Genomic DNA, 16,865 nt, shown 5'->3' on the forward strand with positions numbered 1-16,865 from the left:
GATCAACCCTCATTCGGCGGCCGAGCGTATCTCTCCGGATGCGGCCTCACGCATCAGGGCTTCGGCACGGGCTGCTTCACCGGCCAGAACCGGCCACTCCGGAAGGTCGGCATCCCATTCGATCAGTGTCGCCACCGGCCCGATGCGGGAGAGCACATGGGCGTAAAGATCCCAGACGATGGCATCGACTGGGCGGTCATGGGTGTCGATCAGCAGCGGCCGGTTTTCCTCGTCGGCTTCACGCGCATGGCCGGCCAGATGGATTTCTCCGACATGATGCAGCGGGTAGGCATCGATATAGGCGATGGGGTCCCAAAACTGGTTTGTGGAGGCGACATAGACATTGTTGACATCGAGCAACAGGCCGCAGCCCGTGCGACGCACGATCTCGGCAATGAAATCGATCTCCGACCAGGTACTTTCGGCAAAGGCCAGGTAGGTCGAAGGGTTTTCGAGCAGCATCTGCCGGCCGAGCACCTGTTGTACCTCGTCGATGTGGCCGGCGACGCGAGAGAGTGTCTCATTCGTATAGGGCAGCGGCAGGAGATCGTTGAGGAAGCCGGCATCATGCGATGACCAGGCAAGATGCTCGGAAAAGAGTGCGGGCCGATAGCGCTCGTTCAGCGCCTTCAGCCGCGAAAGATGCTTCCTGTCGAGCGGCCGGTCGGCGCCGATCGACAGGCCGACGCCGTGCAGCGACAGCGGATAATGTTCGCGCACGGCGGCGAGATAGCGATGCGGCGGGCCGCCTTCGCCCATGTAATTTTCCGCATGCACCTCGAAGAAACCGATATCGGGCAAGGTCAAGATGATATGGCGGTAATGCTCTGCCTTGAGGCCGATACCGGCGCGGGGCGGCATCTCTCCGTCAGAGAAGGCAACGTCTGGATTTTGCATGGGGCACCTGGCATCGGTCTGGATGGGACCGGCCCGCACGGAAGCGGGCCGGTCTTTTCGGGAGGCAAGTCTTCGGAGGATGTCGGTCCTCGGGGCAGTGTTCCGGCGGGCGGTCATCCGGTTCTGCCCGAGCAGGCCTCCCGGATCGGCGTCGGATCAGACCTTGGGAGTGAGGCTGCCGGCGCCCTTCGGCGTTGACATCGTCGTGCAGGTGCCCTTCGGAACGAGCTTGAAGGCATTGCCCTGATAATCGACGGTGCTCGTGCCTGCGCAGGTCGTGCCGGCGCCGGCATAGCAATCGTTCTGGCCCTTCAGCGCCGTGCCGAAGCAGGGCTCGACCTTGCCGGATTTGACCAGGGCCGTGTGTTCCGCCTGAATCTTCTTCTGCGCGTCGGTGAATTCTTCCGCACCGGCCGGCAGGGTCGAGAGGGCGCCGATGGCGCTGGCGAAGGCGCCGACGACAAGCGTGGACAACATGCGATTGGACATTGTTATTCTCCGGTTTTCGATGATGGACAGAGGACTGTTCAGTCGTCTGGGCGGTGTGACCCGCCTGTCTTGAAGTTCGCTCTGGCGGCAGAAAGGTTACCTGTGCCGAGCGGCTGTTCTGATCCGCGCCAGGATGCTCACATTTTGCCTTTTCCAGAGGCGAGTTTGCGTGCAACGACCGTTGCCGGATGGATGGAGGGCGGCTCGGCAAGCAGCGGCGGCACGCTCGCAAGGATCAGCTTTGCTGCATGCCCGCTCATATGCGCATCGCGGCTTTCAGGATCAGCGAAGAGATCGACGAGAAAGATCAGGTCGGGATCGGCCTCGGAGCGCAGCACGAGCCATGTCGTCGTGCCGGCCTCGGTTTCGACATGCGGCAGCGCGTCTGCAATCAGGCGCGCAACTTCTTCTCCGCTTCCGGTCCTGGCGCGGAACGGAATGACGGCGGCAAGTTCGTTCATCGTAGATTCCCCTCAGTGGCCCGTCCGAGCCATTAAGGGTGAAAAATCCGGGTCAGTATTGAAGGGTGTTGCGGTTTCTGGTGCCGGCTTGCTGCCGCCTGACGTTCAGTTCAGGCGGGAATGCCGTAGACCGGTATTTCGCCGCTGAGCCCCCGTAGAAAAGCGGTTGTGCCGTGCAGGCTGCGACCACGCGCGGCAAGCAACGTGCGCGCTTCCTCATCCTCGACCACCGGTGTCGTTGCAAAGATCATGTCCGGGGTGGCGATCGTCTGCAGGCGCGATGCCAGATTGACCGTCTGACCAAAATAATCCTGCCGCTCGTTCATCAGCACGGCAAGGCACGGGCCGCTGTGCAGGCCGACCTTCAGGAACAGGTCGTCGCGACTGTCGCGCCGGTTGAGTTCATCGATCACCTTGCGGATGTCGAGTGCGGCGGCCACGCCCTGCGCCGGAGTCGGAAAGGTTGCCATGATTGCATCGCCGATGGTCTTGACCACCGCACCGCCATGGGCGGAGACGACCTGATGCATGAGCTGGAAATGCGAGCGTACCAGATCGAAAGCGGCAAGGTCGCCGATCCGCTCATAAAGTTCGGTCGATCCCTTCAGGTCGGTGAACAGGAAGGTCAGGCTGGTGATCCTGAAGCGCTGGTTGAGATCGAGAACATTGGTACGGTAGATATCCCGGAAAGTCTGGTGCGTGAGGAGCCGCTTGGCGGTCAGGACAGGCACGCGCCGCGTCAGGATCGCTTCCAGCGTCTTGCCGGCGATCCACAGGATCGGCATTGTCCTCCGGTTCGTCCGGTTTTCGAGATCGAGCATCAGAAGGCCCGGTGCCACCCGCAGCGTTTCGCCGGCCTGGTGCGCATCGTCGAGCTCGATCGACAGGCGCTGGCCTTCGGCCGGTTCGCCGCTCACTTCCAGGAATCGCGAGCTGTGCGTCACGGGATCGAAGAGGATCGCCACGCCCTCGCGCATCTGAACCTGGCGGCCCATGCGCGCACCCGGCGCAATCTCGAACGCGTCGAGGACGACCTCGCTGACGATGGGCGCAAGATGCTCGGGCAGATCGCTGCCCGAACTCCAGAAAATCTGCCGCGTATAGTCCCAGAGCGGCAGGCTGTCGGGATCGTGGGCGGCGATGTGGCGGATGCGCGGGTCGACCGTGAAGGTGATCTCCACGGTCTCGTCGAGCGTCGGTTCGCAATCGAGCGCACAGAAGGAACAATTATAGTGATGCTGGTCGATGCCCTGCAGCGACTCCGCCTGATAAAGCACGCCGCCGCAGCTTTGGCAGACGACGTTCCAGGAGAGTTCGAAAAGGCCGTGCTGGGTGGCATGCAGGAAGGCGGCGATGCTCTCCTGTTCGCCGAGCCCGTTCGTGCGCGCAAAGGCCAGCGGATTGACGCGGTTCAGGCCAAAATCCGGCGCTTCCTCAATAAGACGCGCCATCGCGGCGGCAACGGTTTCGTCGACATGCTGGCGCACGGCCATGACGCGGTTGGCTATATCAGGCATCGCTCATCCTATCAGAATGCGGCCCGAAAAGCGGGGCCGAGAAGAACAACAATAGGTCGGCAATGGCAGGCAGGCGACCCGTTTATTTTTCGCCTTAAGGTAACCTTTCGTGCGCTGGAGCGAAACACGGACCGAACGTCCAGGCGGCCGCATGCTTCAAGCACAGTAGAGTCCTAGTTCGGCGGGCGCCGGCGCAGCCGACGTCCGTGCTCGCGCGCAAAAGCAGCGGGCGTGCCGCCCGTCAGGCGGTGGAAACGCCTTGTGAAATGGCTCTGGTCCGAATAGCCGGTCGCAAGGGCCACTTCCGCCAGCGACGTATCGGTTTCGGCAATCAGCATCCGGGCGCGCTCGATCCGGCGCTGCTCGACGAAGCCGATCGGGCTGACGCCGGTACTTTGCTTGAAAAGCCGGGCGAAGTGAAAGCGGCTGACATTGACGAGGGCGGCCAGTTCCGCAAGCCCGATCATCCGGTCGAGGTTGTCCTCGACATAGCTGGTGATGCGCTCGATCTCGGCCTTGCCGAGGCCGGGCAGCGTACGGCGCTCCGCAATGCCAAAGGCGTTATAGGCTCTCAGGAGATGCGCGGCGAGGGCGGCGGAGACCTGATCGACGATCAGCGCCTGGGCGGGATGGGCCTGCTGTTCCAGTTCGGCAAGCAGTATGAGTGCCATATGCTCGATCAGCCTGTCGCGGGTTTCGAATATATTCCTGATTTCGATGCCTGCCGCTGCGCGCGACCCAAGTTCCTCGCCGGCCGCTGCCACCAGTCGCGCCGGAACGCGCAACCGCGCCGATGTCGGCGTGCGGCCCTCCCAGGTCGATACGCAGCCCGCCGGCATCAGAAGCGACATGCCGGCCGAAATCGTGCCCTCATGGACCACCCCATCGCGCCGCTGGACCAGCCGGGCGCGGCCGGAGGGGCAATAGGAAATCAGATGGTGATCGAGAGCCGGATAGGTCTGTGAACAATCGAGCCGCGGCCGATAGAGATCGACCGTCACTCCGCTCCATCCCCGGTCCCGTGTCGTCGCCAGCGGCCTTCGCGGCTTGATGTCGACGATCTCTTCGATGGAGACGAGCTTTTGTCCTGACGGCGAAATGGTGTGCAGCTCGTTCATGACGGTTCGGCCAATCCAGGTTGCGCTGGGGTCAGGGTAGAGGTTTTTGGCGGCGGGTTGAAGTGTCCTGCTACCAGAAATGCAGGCGGCAGACGGGCAGGGCGCTGTGGGCCGGAGACCTTTTTTCGCGGATCGGTTCTCGTCTGCTGAAAAAAAGAAAGCCGGCCCAAGGCCGGCTTAGACGAACGCGGCTAAACAGGGGATACTGAGCCGGTTCCTTGCATTTCGTGACTGACAATAAATTTCACTGCAATGCCGAGGGCAGCAAAAGGCGTAACGAGATCGCCATGAGGGCGGCTCCGCAAAGGGGTGGGCGGCGGGCGGAGACCGGTGCTGTCCTCGGGCTTCCTTATGAAGGACGAACATCACCGCTTGATGACATGGGCCTCCGGCAGACGATTTTCTTTTGATCGTCCGATCTGGGCTGTGGACAGGCGTCCGGGCATTGTCGGCGGATAGGCTGATGGTGTGAATTCAGTGTTCGGCCCGCCCGGGATGTCAAACTTTCACAAAGGGGCTATATAGCGGCCGAAATCGCACGAAATCCGCAAAGAGCGCCTATGGCACCGATCATTTCCGTCCAAAATCTCACCAAGACCTATGCAAATGGCTTCCAGGCGCTGAAGGGCATCAATCTCGAAATCGAGCGGGGCGAAATCCTGGCGCTGCTTGGGCCGAACGGGGCGGGCAAGACGACGCTGATCTCGATCATCTGCGGCATCGCCAATCCAAGCGGCGGTACGGTCGTGGTCGACGGGCATGATGTGGTCAAGGATTTCCGCGCTACGCGCACCCTGATCGGCCTGGTGCCGCAGGAACTGACCACCGACCAGTTCGAGACGGTGTGGAATACGGTCAGCTTTTCGCGCGGGCTGCACGGCAAGAAGGCCAATCCGGCCCATATCGAGAAGGTGCTGCGCGACCTGTCCCTCTGGGACAAGAAGGACAATACGCTGCGCCAGCTCTCGGGCGGCATGAAGCGGCGCGTGCTGATCGCCAAGGCGCTGTCGCACGAGCCCTCCATCCTCTTCCTCGACGAGCCGACGGCGGGCGTCGACGTGACGCTGCGCAAGGACATGTGGCATGTCGTCGAGCAGTTGCGCGCCTCGGGCGTCACCATCATCCTCACGACGCACTATATCGAAGAGGCCGAGGAGATTGCCGATCGCGTCGGCGTCATCAACGGCGGCGAGTTGCTGCTCGTGGAAGACAAGCAGGCGCTGATGGCCAAGCTTGGCCGCAAGCAGCTGATCCTCGAACTCAACGACCCGCTTGAGGAACTCCCCGATTGCTTTGCCGGCAACGGCCTGTCGATCGAAGCCGAGGGCAATCGCCTCGTCTATGAGTTCGACACCCGCAACGAGCACGAGAGCGTAGCGTCACTTCTGACGCGGCTTGGCCAGAACAACATCCATTTCCGGGATCTCTCGACGCGGCAAAGCTCGCTCGAAGACATATTCGTATCGCTGGTAGGAGCCGCAAAATGAACTTCGAGGCGATCAAGTCGATCTATTATTTCGAGATGTCGCGCACGCGGCGCACGCTGCTGCAGAGCGTCATTTCGCCCGTCATTTCCACCTCGCTCTATTTCATCGTCTTCGGCGCTGCGGTGGGTTCGCGCATCCAGGAGGTTGAGGGCGTCTCCTACGGTGCCTTCATCACGCCCGGCCTCATCATGCTGACGCTGCTCGGCCAGTGCATCGGCAACGGCTCATTCGGCATCTATTTCCCGAAATTCACCGGTACGATCTACGAGATTCTCTCGGCGCCCGTCGCGATGACGGAAATATTGATCGGCTATGTCGGGGCGGCGGCGACCAAGGGCCTGATCATTGGCGTCATCATCCTCTTGACCGCCAATCTCTTCGTCGATGTCCGCATCGAGCACCCGTTCATGATGGTGCTGTTCTTCCTGCTGACGGCAATCAGTTTCAGCCTGTTCGGCTTCATGATCGGCATCTGGGCGACGAATTTCGAGCAGCTCAACCTCATCCCCATGCTGGTCGTGCCACCGCTGACCTTCCTCGGCGGCAGCTTCTACTCGATCAACATGCTGCCGCCCTTCTGGCAGGCGGTGAGCCATTTCAACCCGGTGCTCTACCTGGTCAGTGGCTTCAGGTGGAGCTTTTACGGGATTGCGGATGTGAACCCGCTGGTCAGCCTCGGGATGATCTCGCTGTTTCTGGTGATTTGCCTGAGCACGCTCGGGTGGATATTCAAGACCGGGTACAGGCTGCGGAACTGACGGGGGACCACCACCGGCAAAATCCGTACAGGCGGCACAAAGTTGTTCACATTTTGTTCGCGACTGTTAGTCTGACCCCGCTGTTACAGGCGGAGGAGGAGAGTCGTGGCGGAGCAACAGACGAAGTTCGAGCGGTTCAAGGCGCTGCATCATCGGGATGAGGCATTTGTCATTCCGAACCCATGGGATGCCGGCTCGGCGCGGATCCTGGCAGGCCTTGGTTTCGAGGCCCTGGCGACGACCAGCGCTGGCTATGCCTTTTCGAAGGGCAAGCGGGATTCCTTTGCGAGCCTGACGCGCGGCGAGATCCTCGACAATGCCGCAGAGATCGTCGGGGCGAGCGATCTTCCAGTATCCGCCGATCTCGAAGACGGGTTCGGCGCAGCACCCGAGATCTGCGCCGAAACGATCCGGCTGGCCACTGCGGCGGGGCTGGTCGGCGGATCGATCGAAGATGCCACCGGCGATCCGGCAAGGCCGATCTATGATCTCTCGCACGCCGTCGAGCGGGTCCAGGCGGCGGCAGAAGCCGCGCGGAAACTGCCTTTCCTGCTGACGGCGAGGGCAGAGAATTTTCTCTGGGAGCGGCCCGATCTCGATGACACGATCAAGCGGCTGCAAGCCTTCTCGGCAGCAGGCGCCGATGTGCTCTACGCGCCCGGACTGCCCGATATCGACGCCATCCGAACCGTCTGCGCTGCCGTGGACAAGCCGGTCAATGTGGTAATGGGGCTGAAGGGGCCGCGCTATAGCGTTGCCGAACTCTCGGCGGCGGGCGTGCGCCGGGTGAGCGTGGGCGGATCCTTTGCTCGCGCGGCGCTCGGCGCACTGCTGCGGGCGGCCGAGGAGGTGAAATCATCGGGGACCTTTGACTATGCGGCCGAGGCGATCCCGGCGGCCACGCTCAGCCGACTCATGTCGCAGGAGAAGCGGGGCGACCGGGAGTAGGGCTGGATCGATGGCATCTCATTGTGGATCGATAAGGGCTGACAAAATCCCGATGTCTGCCAGTCAGCCCTTCTTCTTGCCGTACCTCGGGCGGAAATCGACAAGCAAAGACTTCAGTTCGAGTTCGCGTACGCGTCGGGCCGCTTCATCCGGGCTCACCCAGTCCAGCACGCGCTGGCCGACCTCGCGGAACTGCCCCTGCGTGCGGTCTACCTCGATCTGGAAGATATCGACGATGCAGGGAACAACGTCGCCATCGTCCAGTTCCTTGAGATAGGTGTAGCGGCCGACCGGCTTTTTGCTGACCGTCCCGCGCACGCCGGCTTCCTCCCAGGCCTCGATGGCGGCCGCCTCATGCGGCTTCTTCTTTTTCATCGGCCAGCCCTTGGGAATGATCCAGCGGCCGCTGTCGCGGGTGGTGACCACGAGGACTTCGATTTCGCGATGAGCGCTTTCGGGATCGTTGTTTCGATAACGGAAGCAGAGAGCGCCATATTGCTGGCGAAAGGCGCCGGAGAAAAGCTTCTCGGGCCTTTCGGCAAGTTGCTTCAGCAGCGGCTTTGGGGTGGCGGCGCGAGGTTTTGCGCCTTTTTTGCTGGATTTCATGACATCAAGCATTGTCAATTTCTGCATTTTCGATCAATTGCCTGCGACGTTTTATGACAGATTTATGACAGTCTCTTGTGACTGCCATGTCCGCTTCAGGAAGGATCGCCCGAGATGATGAGCGTGTTTCGCAAGATGATGCCGCGGGAGGACCGCTTTTTCGAGATGTTCTGCCGGCATTCGGAAACGGTCGTCGCCGCCGCGCATGCCATGGAAAGGCTGCTGAAAGGCGAGGCGGTTCAGGAAAATTGCGATCGGATCATCGCGCTCGAGGACCAGGCCGACGAGATCACCCGCGAAGTGCTTGTGGCCGTCAGGCGCAGCTTCATCACACCCTTCGATCGCGGCGATATTAAGGACCTGATCCAGTCGATGGACGATGCGATCGACATGATGCACAAGACGGTGAAGATCATCCGCCTGTTCGAGCGGACGAGTTTCGACCCGCTGATGCAGGACATGGGCGGCGAGATCGTCAAGGCGGCGGCCCTGATGGCGGAGGCGATCCCGCTTCTCAACAAGATGGGCGCCAATGCGCAGCGGCTTGCCGTCATCGCCGAGGAGATCACCCGGGTCGAGGGGCGTTCCGACGAGTTGCATGACGAGGGGATGAAGGACCTCTATCGCCGGCATGGCGCCAGCGGCAATGCCATGGCCTACATGATCGGCAGCGAGATCTATTCCAATCTGGAAAAGATCGTGGACCGGTTCGAGGACGTGGCCAATGAAATCAGCGGCGTCGTCATCGAGAACGTCTGATGGAAGCCTCTCTCTCCCTTCCGCTGCTGATCGGGCTCATCGGTGTTGCGCTGTTCTTCGATTTCCTCAACGGGTTGCATGATGCGGCAAACTCAATTGCGACCATTGTCTCCACCCGGGTCCTCAGGCCGCAATATGCCGTCGGCTGGGCGGCCTTCTTCAATTTCATCGCCTTCCTGTTCTTCGGCCTTCATGTCGCCGAAACGCTGGGCACCGGCATCATCGATCCGGCCATCGTTTCCCCGCAGGTGATCTTTGCGGCGCTGATGGGGGCGATCGTCTGGAACATCGTCACCTGGCTGTTCGGCATTCCTTCTTCCTCCTCGCATGCACTGGTCGGCGGGCTCGTCGGGGCAGGGTGGGCGAAGGTCGGCTTCAGCTCCATCGTCTGGAGCGGCCTGTTGAAGACGGTTGGCGCTATCTTCATGTCACCGGCGATCGGCTTCCTGCTGGCGCTGTTCTTCGTCCTCGTCGTCTCCTGGCTCTTCGTGCGCCAGACACCGTTTGCCGTCGATCGCACCTTCCGCTTCATGCAGTTCGTCTCCGCATCGCTCTATTCGCTCGGCCATGGCGGCAACGACGCGCAGAAGACGATGGGCATCATCGCCGTTCTTCTCTTCAGCCAGGGTCAGCTTGGCCCGAGCTTCCATGTGCCGCTCTGGGTGGTCATTTCCTGCCAGTCGGCGATGGCGCTCGGCACGCTCTTCGGCGGCTGGCGGATCGTGCATACGATGGGCTCGAAGATCACAAGGCTCAATCCGATGCAGGGTTTCTGCGCCGAGACCGGCGGCGCGCTGACGCTGTTTGCGGCGACCTGGCTCGGCATTCCCGTGTCGACGACGCATACGATCACCGGCGCGATCATCGGAGTGGGAGCAGCGCGGCGTCTTTCGGCCGTGCGCTGGGGTGTCGCCGGCAATATCGTCATCGCCTGGGTCATCACAATGCCGGCTGCCGCTGCCATCGCTGCCGCCTGCTATGGAATTGCAAGCCTGTTTGCCTGAGGTCGACGGCCGCCGGATGCACCGGATACCTTAATTTTAGGGGCTACTATTTTCGATCCGATGTTGCGCTCTATTCTCCATGCAAGGAGAAGGCGAAGACGAGCGAAAGATGCATCCATACAGGCATTTATCGGAATTGAATGTGGAAACTCCGGCAAGGACAGGCCGCCGCGGGGTCGACCAGTGCGGTGTCATCTGCTGCCGCGTGGAAAGAGGCGGGAGGCTGAGCGTCCTGCTCATCACCAGCCGCGATACCGGACGATGGGTGATCCCGAAAGGCTATCTCCAGAAGAAGGAAAAGCCCTATCGCTGCGCCCAGCGCGAGGCATCCGAAGAGGCCGGCGTCAGGGGCAAGGTCAGGAAGAAGCTGCTCGGCTATTACAGCTATCTGAAGGACCAGGAGCAGCCGCTGACGGTTTCGGTGCATCTGCTGCGGCTGGAGAGCGAGACCACGCATTTCCGCGAATATGGGGAGAGGCAGAAGATCTGGATTTCGCCGGCGGACGCGGCCTCTCTCGTCGATGAGCCCGAACTGCAGGAGATCTTCCGCGCAATCGATGCGGACAATCCGCTGACGTCGCAGGACCGACTGAAACCCCATCGCATCCATGGACGGCGGCCGCGGGCCGATGCAGCCGTGTCGCTCGCCGCATTGCCAGGATTGACCTGATCGCCGCCGCCCTGGCGGGCAGGCGCAGTTGCAAAGGCCCGCCATTGCGGGCCTTTGCGTTGAGAGACTAGCGGGGACTGCCGGTTGCAAGAGGGCCCCAGGAGAGCTCACGGTCAGGGACGGCTGAAAGGTCGACCATCACCTCGACGCCGGTCCTGATGCGCCGCCGCAGGAGGCCGGCGCGATCCGGATGCGCCCGGAGCAGGCCTTTCTCGTGGAGCGCCTGCAGCCGTGTGCGCGACATCTCCAGCCCGGAGGCCAGCAGGCGGTCGAGGCGTATGCCGACAGGCAATGGCACCGCCAACTCGATCTCCATCCGTGTCCAGCCGGCAGTCTCGCGCAGCACCTCCCTGACGAGGTCGAATTCCGGGAATTCGTCGATGCGCTCGGTCTTGCGTTTCAGGGCTTCGATGTTGAAGCTCTCCGTCCGGATCCATTCGGGATCGTTGGACTGCAGCGCGTGCAGAACGGCCGGATCGATATCGCGGACATTCTGACGCTCGAAGAGCGGCCGGTTCCAGGTCTTGTCGCAGGCCAGGCATTTGTAGATGAGCCAGGCATCCAGCCGGCGGCCATTGGCATTGAGCCGGATCTTGTCGCTGGATCGAAAGGCTCTGAAGCCGCCGCATCCGCCACAGGCAATCCAGGGCTGGGGAGCGGTTTTCGGCGTGACGGTCCATCGGACCCGTAGGGTATCGCACATAAGTCTTGGTCTTCCGTTCGGAAGTTCACCAAGATGGCGCGAGAGAAAGCCCTGTCGGGCGCGGCGTGGCGATGCTTTTGGGTGGCTGAAGAGCAGAGACAGCGGGGCTGTTACTGGCGATCGGAACAATGCCAAACCGGTCTCTTGCCGCCACCCGATGAACGTATTCATACGCCGGCAGCCATAGCCGCCAGGCCGTACGGGTGAAACTGGGTTGAGACCGGTTCTTACTTAGGCAAAGTCTACCTCGATGCGCCAATGCTCTTCGAGCGGATCAATAGCAAACAATCGGCGGGAGAGGGAGACGTACGGCGCATGGCAGAGACGAAGGCTGCCCCATGCGGCATTTCTGCAACTTCCCGCTGAAGCTCTATCAAAGCTCCTGCGCCGTCGGGCGGAAGAGGATTTCGTTGATATCCACTTCCTCGGGCTGCGAGATCGCGAAGGCGACGACCCGCGCGAAACTGTCGGCGGGGATGGCATAACGTTCATAGAAATCGGCGATGCCGGCCGCGACATCGGCCTCGGTAATGCTCTGCGGCAGTTCCGACTCTACCGCACCGGGCGAGACGATCGTCGTACGGATATTATAGGGCTTCACCTCCTGGCGCAGGCCCTCGGAGATGACACGCACGGCTGTCTTGGTCGCCGCATAGACCGCGCTTCCGGGGCGGACCTTGTGTCCCGCGACCGACGAGACGTTGATGATATGGCCACTTTTCTGCGCCGTCATGTGCGGAAGGGCGGCGGCAATGCCATAGAGCACGCCCTTGAGGTTCACGTCGATCATCCGGTCCCAATCGTCGATCTTGCCGCGCTCCAAAGGCGAGTGCGGCATCAGACCGGCATTGTTCACGATCACGTCTATCCGCCCGTGCAGACGCGCGGCCTGATCGACGAGGTGTTTGACCTGTCCGGCCTCGGTCACGTCGGTTTCGATGGCGGAGCCTTCGGGGAGGCCGAGTTCACTGGACAGTGCCTTCAGGCGGTCGATCCGGCGGGCGCCCAGCACCACCTTGGCGCCGGCGTTGGCGAGACGACGGGCGGTCGCTTCGCCAAGGCCGCTGCTGGCGCCGGTGATGACGACCGTCTTTCCCTTGATATTGTCAGTCATGGTAATTCCTTTCAGTGCTGGCAGCCTATCGGCCGACGCGGGCCTGCAGGTGGGCCGGGTAGCGATCTCCCTGCACGGTGACACCAGACAATGCGGTCTCTATTTCCTGCAGATCCTGTGCCGTGAGTTCGATCGCTGCGCCGCCGATATTCTCCTCCAGCCGGTGCAGCTTGGTGGTGCCGGGGATCGGCACGATCCATGGCTTGCGGGCGAGCAGCCAGGCGAGCGCGATCTGCGCCGGTGTCGCCTTCCTGGCGGCGGCGATCCCACTCAGCACCGCAACGAGGCCCTGATTGGCCTTGCGGTTCTCTTCCGAAAAGCGAGGCACGACATTGCGGAAATCCGTCTTGTCGAAACTGGTGCTCTCGCTGATCGCGCCTGTCAGGAAACCCTTGCCGAGGGGGCTGAAGGGCACGAAACCGATGCCGAGTTCCTCGAGCAGCGGCAGGATCTCCTTCTCGGGCTCGCGCCACCAGAGAGAATATTCGCTCTGCAGGGCGGCGACCGGCTGGACGGCATGGGCCCGGCGGATCGAATCCACCCCGGCTTCCGACATGCCGAAATGCTTGACCTTGCCGGCAGCGATCAACTCCTTCACCGCGCCGGCAACCTCTTCCATCGGCACTTCGGGATCGACGCGATGCTGGTAGAAGAGATCGATCCTGTCAGTACGCAATCGCTTCAGGGCGGCATCCGCCACCTGCCGGATGCGCTCGGGGCGGCTGTCCTGACCCTTGCTGGAATCGCCGTCCCGAAAGCCGAATTTGGTGGCGATCACCACCTCTCCGCGGAACGGTTCGAGTGCTTCGCCGAGCAATTCTTCATTGGCTCCCTGGGCATAGGCTTCCGCCGTATCGAAAAAGGTGACGCCATGCTCGAAGGCAGTGCGGATCAGAGCAATCGCCGTATGCCTTTCCATTGCCGGGCCGTAACCGAAGCTCAGGCCCATGCAACCAAGGCCGAGCGCCGAGACTTCGGGACCATGCGTTCCGAGTTTGCGTTTCTGCATCATCGTGTCTCCATCCGGTGATATTCGTCGTCCGTGACCTTTTCCATCCAGTCGACCGGACTGCCGTTGAGCTTTTCGGCAATAGCGATATGGCTCATGGCGGTGGTTGCAGTGGCGCCGTGCCAGTGCTTTTCGCCGGGTGCGAACCAGACGATGTCGCCCGGCCGGATTTCTTCGATCGGGCCGCCGTCACGCTGTGCCCAGCCGAGGCCGGAGACGACGATCAGCGTCTGGCCGAGCGGATGGGTGTGCCAGGCGGTGCGTGCGCCCGGCTCGAAGGTCACGGTGGCACCGCCGACCCGGTCGGGATCGTCGCTGTCGAAACGGGCGTCGAGACGCACAGTGCCGGTGAAAAAGGCTTCCGGACCCGGAACCGAGGGTGCGAAGCCGCTGCGCTTGATCTGCATGGGCGTATCCTTTCCTGCCGATCTTCATTTAGCGTCTACGCAGTTCTGCTATTAGAAGCTAAAATCCGCATGAACCTATTAGGGCAGCTTATGAATGATCCGGACCAATCTCGACGATATCTCCGCTTTCCTGACCGTCGCGCGCGAGGGCAGCTTCACGCGAGCCGCCGCCTTGCTCGGCGTTTCGCAATCGGCTCTCAGCCAGACGGTGCGCGCGCTCGAAGAGCGCATGGGTCTGCGGCTGCTCACCCGCACGACGCGCAAGGTGTCGCCGACGGATGCAGGCGAGCGTCTGATCCAATCTGTCGGGCCTCGGCTTGAGGAGATCAGTGCGGAACTCGCGCAGCTATCCGCGCTGCGCGAAAAACCCTCGGGTAGCGTGCGCATTTCGGCGGGCGAACAGGCAGCCGAGTTGGTCCTCATGCCGGCCGTGCAGAAGCTGTTGCCGCAATATCCCGATATCGCGATCGAAATCGTTGTCGATAACGGCCTCACGGATATCGTCGCCGAGCGTCTCGATGCCGGCGTGCGGCTCGGCGAACAGGTTGCGAAGGACATGGTGGCCGTGCGGATCGGCCCGGATGTCAGGATGGCCGTCGTCGGCTCCCCCGACTATTTCGAGAAGCGAAGCCGCCCGCGCACACCGCATGAGCTGACGGAGCACAATTGCATCAATCTGCGGCTGCCGACGGCCGGTGGTTTCTATGCCTGGGAATTCGAGCAGGGCGGGCGTGAACTGCGTGTGCGGGTGGAGGGCCAGCTTGCGGTCAACAGCGGCGCGCTGGCCGTCAAGGCGGCCATTGCCGGTGCCGGTCTCGCCTTCGTGCTGGAGGACCGCGTCCGCGACGATCTCGAGGCGGGCCGCCTGACCCGCGTGCTTGCAGACTGGTGTCCACCCTTTTCCGGCTTCCACCTCTACTATCCCAGCCGGCGCCATCAGACGCCGGCCTTCGCCATAGTGGTGGATTCCTTGCGCTATCGCGGCTGAGAGCTGAAACGTCAACAGTCACGAGAAAGCCGGAGGCCGGCAACTGACGGATAACGGCCCCCGCGATGATTTAGGCTATGTGCTGAAGCTGGACTTCCCGGTTGTGCAGGAAGCACGCCTTGGTGAAAAGCCCGAGGTCGAGCTGGTTCGGCAGACGCACATCCCCAAGATCCGGCAAGCCCTTGCCGCCGGCCTCGAAGGACCGGTCGATCTGCGAGATGAAGGCCAGCACAACCCCCGTATTCCGGGCGAAGCTTTGAAGGGCCAAAACCTGCTCCGACAGGGCCGGCTTGCTGCGCTGCTGGTCGAGAAGCTGCAGATAGTCGATGACGGCGACTGTTCCCCGCGGCGCGCCCGCGAGATGGCGGATGATATAATCGGCACTGATCTCATCCGAGGTGACGATCTCGATCCTGTCCCCGATTGCTTCGCCTTCGGGCAGGGCATGGATGCGGTTCATGCTCTGCTGATGGGTATATTCGAGCGTGAAGAAGGTTGCCCTTCGTGCCTGGCTGACGGCATCGAGCAGAAGCTGCAGGCCAAGCAGGGTCTTGCCGTGGCCCGGACGGGCGGCGATCAGCAGCAGATCGCCATCTGCCAGTTGCGACAGCATGGATGATGCAGATGGCTCATGCTGCGAGGAAAGCAGGCTCCAGGCAGTAAAACCTTCCTCCTGCGCGATACGATCGAGCGCCTGATGAAGCGGGATCGTATCCGTACGCGCCAGCAATTTCGCCCGGCGCTTCAGCTGATAGATGGGTGCAGACAGTTTCATTCAAACCTCCATTGCGAGCCGGAAACGCAACCCCTCCTTATGCGGTGCTCGAACAGATGGTTCGATGGTGGATTGCCCCGCATGGACGATGCTTTCCCGGATGGAGGGAGGAGGCTTGGGTCGAGCCTTGCCCAAGACGTAGCGAGCGGCGCGATTCGCGGCAAGCTGGAAAATCCAGCGGTGTTTCTGGCGCTTGCTTCCTTCGCGCTCGCATGATGCTCCCGAGTGAACTTGATCAGCATCTGGCTTGCACACTGGCTGAGCAAGCGGCCCGCTCGTCGGCTCGATCCCCCTCCAGGCACCGGCCGCGCTTGCCGGAATTCCCTCAGATCCGTCTGCGTGTCCATGGCAGGTATCCGCTCGTGAACTATATGTGACGGGGGAGGAATGTCCTTGATGTCGAGCATGCCTGTCACCTGCGAGGTGCGTTACCGCCTCGACCCGAAGAAACGTATGGAATTCGAAGCCTATGCCGAGGTCTGGGTCCGGCTGATCGAGCGTTATGGCGGAACACATCACGGCTATTTCATGCCGCGCGAAAAGCCGGAAGGCGCGGGTTTGAGCTTTCCGGGTGCAGGGGCGGATGGGGCAGGCAATATCGCAATCGCTCTTTTCACCTTTCCGGACGAGCCGACCTATCTCGGCTACCGCGCCAGCGTCGCCGCCGATCCGGACAGTATCGCGGCCAATGCGCGCTTCGGGGCCGATCCGCCGTTCAAGAGCTACGAGCGCCTGTTTCTGCGACCGTTGCCGCGCAGCGAATAGACGGCGAGGGCAGCTGTCGGCGGCAGGAACTCGTCTTCCGTCCCCGACAGCAAACAGACAGCTTCGCCGCGCTACCCGTTTGCCGTCGCCCGCAAGGGGCTTCTGCAAAAAGGTAAAATCATGAAGCTGAAACTGGTCGCCGCTCTCACAATCCTGTCGCTCTCGCCCGCCTTGGCGCTTGCAAGCCCAAGCTGCACGAAGGAGCCGAAATCCAAATGGATGCCGGAGGCCGCCATGAAGGCGAAGATCGAGGCCATGGGCTACAAGGTCAGGACTTTCGAAATCACCGGCAATTGCTACGAGATCTACGGCAAGGACAAGAACGGCGAACGCGCCGAGGTCTATTTCAACCCGGTCTCCGGCGATATCGTCCAGAAGGGCGATTGAGCG

At 61.9% G+C, this 16,865-nt stretch carries 21 protein-coding genes; 10 read left to right on the forward strand and 11 right to left on the reverse strand.

The genetic code is table 11. The features are described from left to right. Positions 1 to 9: 9 nt before the first annotated feature. From FHX06_RS07455 to FHX06_RS07475, 5 genes are all read right to left on the reverse strand, one after another. Positions 10 to 897, reverse strand: coding sequence for a DUF692 domain-containing protein (locus FHX06_RS07455; RefSeq protein ID WP_113211675.1), 888 nt, complete (start codon positions 895 to 897; stop codon positions 10 to 12). Between the two features lie 156 nt (positions 898 to 1,053). Then, positions 1,054 to 1,386, reverse strand: coding sequence for a DUF2282 domain-containing protein (locus FHX06_RS07460; RefSeq protein WP_113015689.1), 333 nt, complete (start codon positions 1,384 to 1,386; stop codon positions 1,054 to 1,056). Between the two features lie 137 nt (positions 1,387 to 1,523). Beyond that, positions 1,524 to 1,847: a putative quinol monooxygenase gene (locus FHX06_RS07465; protein ID WP_113211612.1), complete on the reverse strand. Its 324-nt coding sequence runs from the start codon at positions 1,845 to 1,847 to the stop codon at positions 1,524 to 1,526. A 110-nt stretch (positions 1,848 to 1,957) separates the two neighbouring features. Continuing rightward, the gene (locus tag FHX06_RS07470; RefSeq protein ID WP_113211613.1) at positions 1,958 to 3,364 is read right to left on the reverse strand and encodes an adenylate/guanylate cyclase domain-containing protein; all 1,407 of its coding nucleotides are present in this window, start codon (positions 3,362 to 3,364) and stop codon (positions 1,958 to 1,960) included. Between the two features lie 173 nt (positions 3,365 to 3,537). Continuing rightward, positions 3,538 to 4,482 carry a helix-turn-helix transcriptional regulator gene (locus FHX06_RS07475; RefSeq protein ID WP_113202451.1) on the reverse strand — a complete coding sequence of 315 codons (945 nt, stop codon included), beginning with the start codon at positions 4,480 to 4,482 and terminating at the stop codon, positions 3,538 to 3,540. A 560-nt stretch (positions 4,483 to 5,042) separates the two neighbouring features. On the opposite strand from FHX06_RS07475, the gene FHX06_RS07480 reads away from it, so the two are divergent. The 3 genes from FHX06_RS07480 to FHX06_RS07490 all read left to right on the forward strand — a co-directional run bounded on the left by FHX06_RS07480 (position 5,043) and on the right by FHX06_RS07490 (position 7,675). Next, positions 5,043 to 5,969 carry an ABC transporter ATP-binding protein gene (locus FHX06_RS07480; protein WP_112547562.1) on the forward strand — a complete coding sequence of 309 codons (927 nt, stop codon included), beginning with the start codon at positions 5,043 to 5,045 and terminating at the stop codon, positions 5,967 to 5,969. After that, the gene (locus FHX06_RS07485; RefSeq protein WP_113211614.1) at positions 5,966 to 6,727 is read left to right on the forward strand and encodes an ABC transporter permease; all 762 of its coding nucleotides are present in this window, start codon (positions 5,966 to 5,968) and stop codon (positions 6,725 to 6,727) included. The genes FHX06_RS07480 and FHX06_RS07485 overlap by 4 nt, the downstream gene beginning before the upstream one ends. A 105-nt stretch (positions 6,728 to 6,832) precedes the next feature. Beyond that, entirely contained in the window at positions 6,833 to 7,675 is an 843-nt protein-coding gene (locus FHX06_RS07490) for an oxaloacetate decarboxylase (protein WP_113211615.1), read from the forward strand. Positions 7,676 to 7,738: 63 nt separating this feature from the next. Here FHX06_RS07490 and FHX06_RS07495 read toward each other — a convergent pair whose 3' ends face one another. Continuing rightward, on the reverse strand, positions 7,739 to 8,281 hold the full coding sequence (locus FHX06_RS07495) for an NUDIX hydrolase (RefSeq protein ID WP_183879214.1): 543 nt from the start codon (positions 8,279 to 8,281) through the stop codon (positions 7,739 to 7,741). Between the two features lie 114 nt (positions 8,282 to 8,395). Between FHX06_RS07495 and FHX06_RS07500 the strand changes: the two genes are divergently transcribed. From FHX06_RS07500 to FHX06_RS07510, 3 genes are all read left to right on the forward strand, one after another. Next, the gene (locus FHX06_RS07500; RefSeq protein ID WP_183878757.1) at positions 8,396 to 9,040 is read left to right on the forward strand and encodes a DUF47 domain-containing protein; all 645 of its coding nucleotides are present in this window, start codon (positions 8,396 to 8,398) and stop codon (positions 9,038 to 9,040) included. Next, a complete protein-coding gene (locus FHX06_RS07505; protein WP_112547558.1) occupies positions 9,040 to 10,044 on the forward strand; it encodes an inorganic phosphate transporter in 1,005 nt (334 codons plus the stop codon). The genes FHX06_RS07500 and FHX06_RS07505 overlap by 1 nt, the downstream gene beginning before the upstream one ends. A gap of 142 nt (positions 10,045 to 10,186) precedes the next feature. Beyond that, positions 10,187 to 10,714: an NUDIX hydrolase gene (locus tag FHX06_RS07510; RefSeq protein WP_183878759.1), complete on the forward strand. Its 528-nt coding sequence runs from the start codon at positions 10,187 to 10,189 to the stop codon at positions 10,712 to 10,714. 67 nt (positions 10,715 to 10,781) lie between these two features. Here the strand turns inward: FHX06_RS07510 and FHX06_RS07515 are convergent, their stop codons facing one another. The 4 genes from FHX06_RS07515 to FHX06_RS07530 all read right to left on the reverse strand — a co-directional run bounded on the left by FHX06_RS07515 (position 10,782) and on the right by FHX06_RS07530 (position 13,947). Continuing rightward, positions 10,782 to 11,417 (reverse strand): DUF1062 domain-containing protein, encoded by a 636-nt coding sequence (locus tag FHX06_RS07515; RefSeq protein ID WP_183878761.1) that lies wholly within the window; start codon positions 11,415 to 11,417, stop codon positions 10,782 to 10,784. Between the two features lie 373 nt (positions 11,418 to 11,790). Next, a complete protein-coding gene (locus FHX06_RS07520; protein WP_183878763.1) occupies positions 11,791 to 12,531 on the reverse strand; it encodes an SDR family oxidoreductase in 741 nt (246 codons plus the stop codon). A gap of 25 nt (positions 12,532 to 12,556) precedes the next feature. Next, a complete protein-coding gene (locus FHX06_RS07525) occupies positions 12,557 to 13,540 on the reverse strand; it encodes an aldo/keto reductase (protein ID WP_183879216.1) in 984 nt (327 codons plus the stop codon). Continuing rightward, the gene (locus FHX06_RS07530) at positions 13,540 to 13,947 is read right to left on the reverse strand and encodes a cupin domain-containing protein (protein ID WP_112547554.1); all 408 of its coding nucleotides are present in this window, start codon (positions 13,945 to 13,947) and stop codon (positions 13,540 to 13,542) included. The genes FHX06_RS07525 and FHX06_RS07530 overlap by 1 nt, the downstream gene beginning before the upstream one ends. A 94-nt stretch (positions 13,948 to 14,041) precedes the next feature. Here FHX06_RS07530 and FHX06_RS07535 point away from each other — a divergent pair, with 94 nt between their 5' ends. Then, positions 14,042 to 14,935 (forward strand): LysR family transcriptional regulator, encoded by an 894-nt coding sequence (locus tag FHX06_RS07535; protein WP_183878765.1) that lies wholly within the window; start codon positions 14,042 to 14,044, stop codon positions 14,933 to 14,935. Between the two features lie 70 nt (positions 14,936 to 15,005). On the opposite strand, the gene FHX06_RS07540 is transcribed toward FHX06_RS07535, so the two are convergent. Continuing rightward, the gene (locus FHX06_RS07540; RefSeq protein ID WP_113209259.1) at positions 15,006 to 15,710 is read right to left on the reverse strand and encodes a DNA helicase; all 705 of its coding nucleotides are present in this window, start codon (positions 15,708 to 15,710) and stop codon (positions 15,006 to 15,008) included. Between the two features lie 81 nt (positions 15,711 to 15,791). Here FHX06_RS07540 and FHX06_RS36005 point away from each other — a divergent pair, with 81 nt between their 5' ends. From FHX06_RS36005 to FHX06_RS07550, 3 genes are all read left to right on the forward strand, one after another. Beyond that, entirely contained in the window at positions 15,792 to 15,926 is a 135-nt protein-coding gene (locus FHX06_RS36005; protein WP_281413358.1) for a hypothetical protein, read from the forward strand. Positions 15,927 to 16,106: 180 nt separating this feature from the next. Next, positions 16,107 to 16,475: an NIPSNAP family protein gene (locus FHX06_RS07545; protein WP_162710230.1), complete on the forward strand. Its 369-nt coding sequence runs from the start codon at positions 16,107 to 16,109 to the stop codon at positions 16,473 to 16,475. A 120-nt stretch (positions 16,476 to 16,595) separates the two neighbouring features. Further along, positions 16,596 to 16,862 (forward strand): PepSY domain-containing protein, encoded by a 267-nt coding sequence (locus FHX06_RS07550; RefSeq protein ID WP_183878767.1) that lies wholly within the window; start codon positions 16,596 to 16,598, stop codon positions 16,860 to 16,862. Positions 16,863 to 16,865: the final 3 nt, after the last annotated feature.

Origin of the sequence: Rhizobium sp. BK512 (assembly GCF_014194915.1) — a bacterium.
Lineage (GTDB): Bacteria > Pseudomonadota > Alphaproteobacteria > Rhizobiales > Rhizobiaceae > Rhizobium.

Excerpts from the sequence above, each read along its gene's own strand:
- FHX06_RS07455 (WP_113211675.1), bottom strand. The coding sequence starts at position 897 with ATGCAAAATCCAGACGTTGCCTTCTCTGACGGAGAGATGCCGCCCCGC.
- FHX06_RS07460 (WP_113015689.1), bottom strand. The coding sequence starts at position 1,386 with ATGTCCAATCGCATGTTGTCCACGCTTGTCGTCGGCGCCTTCGCCAGC.
- FHX06_RS07465 (WP_113211612.1), bottom strand. The coding sequence starts at position 1,847 with ATGAACGAACTTGCCGCCGTCATTCCGTTCCGCGCCAGGACCGGAAGC.
- FHX06_RS07470 (WP_113211613.1), bottom strand. The coding sequence starts at position 3,364 with ATGCCTGATATAGCCAACCGCGTCATGGCCGTGCGCCAGCATGTCGAC.
- FHX06_RS07475 (WP_113202451.1), bottom strand. The coding sequence starts at position 4,482 with ATGAACGAGCTGCACACCATTTCGCCGTCAGGACAAAAGCTCGTCTCC.
- FHX06_RS07480 (WP_112547562.1), top strand. The coding sequence starts at position 5,043 with ATGGCACCGATCATTTCCGTCCAAAATCTCACCAAGACCTATGCAAAT.
- FHX06_RS07485 (WP_113211614.1), top strand. The coding sequence starts at position 5,966 with ATGAACTTCGAGGCGATCAAGTCGATCTATTATTTCGAGATGTCGCGC.
- FHX06_RS07495 (WP_183879214.1), bottom strand. The coding sequence starts at position 8,281 with ATGAAATCCAGCAAAAAAGGCGCAAAACCTCGCGCCGCCACCCCAAAG.
- FHX06_RS07500 (WP_183878757.1), top strand. The coding sequence starts at position 8,396 with ATGATGAGCGTGTTTCGCAAGATGATGCCGCGGGAGGACCGCTTTTTC.
- FHX06_RS07505 (WP_112547558.1), top strand. The coding sequence starts at position 9,040 with ATGGAAGCCTCTCTCTCCCTTCCGCTGCTGATCGGGCTCATCGGTGTT.
- FHX06_RS07515 (WP_183878761.1), bottom strand. The coding sequence starts at position 11,417 with ATGTGCGATACCCTACGGGTCCGATGGACCGTCACGCCGAAAACCGCT.
- FHX06_RS07520 (WP_183878763.1), bottom strand. The coding sequence starts at position 12,531 with ATGACTGACAATATCAAGGGAAAGACGGTCGTCATCACCGGCGCCAGC.
- FHX06_RS07525 (WP_183879216.1), bottom strand. The coding sequence starts at position 13,540 with ATGCAGAAACGCAAACTCGGAACGCATGGTCCCGAAGTCTCGGCGCTC.
- FHX06_RS07530 (WP_112547554.1), bottom strand. The coding sequence starts at position 13,947 with ATGCAGATCAAGCGCAGCGGCTTCGCACCCTCGGTTCCGGGTCCGGAA.
- FHX06_RS07535 (WP_183878765.1), top strand. The coding sequence starts at position 14,042 with ATGATCCGGACCAATCTCGACGATATCTCCGCTTTCCTGACCGTCGCG.
- FHX06_RS07540 (WP_113209259.1), bottom strand. The coding sequence starts at position 15,710 with ATGAAACTGTCTGCACCCATCTATCAGCTGAAGCGCCGGGCGAAATTG.
- FHX06_RS36005 (WP_281413358.1), top strand. The coding sequence starts at position 15,792 with ATGGACGATGCTTTCCCGGATGGAGGGAGGAGGCTTGGGTCGAGCCTT.
- FHX06_RS07545 (WP_162710230.1), top strand. The coding sequence starts at position 16,107 with ATGTCGAGCATGCCTGTCACCTGCGAGGTGCGTTACCGCCTCGACCCG.
- FHX06_RS07550 (WP_183878767.1), top strand. The coding sequence starts at position 16,596 with ATGAAGCTGAAACTGGTCGCCGCTCTCACAATCCTGTCGCTCTCGCCC.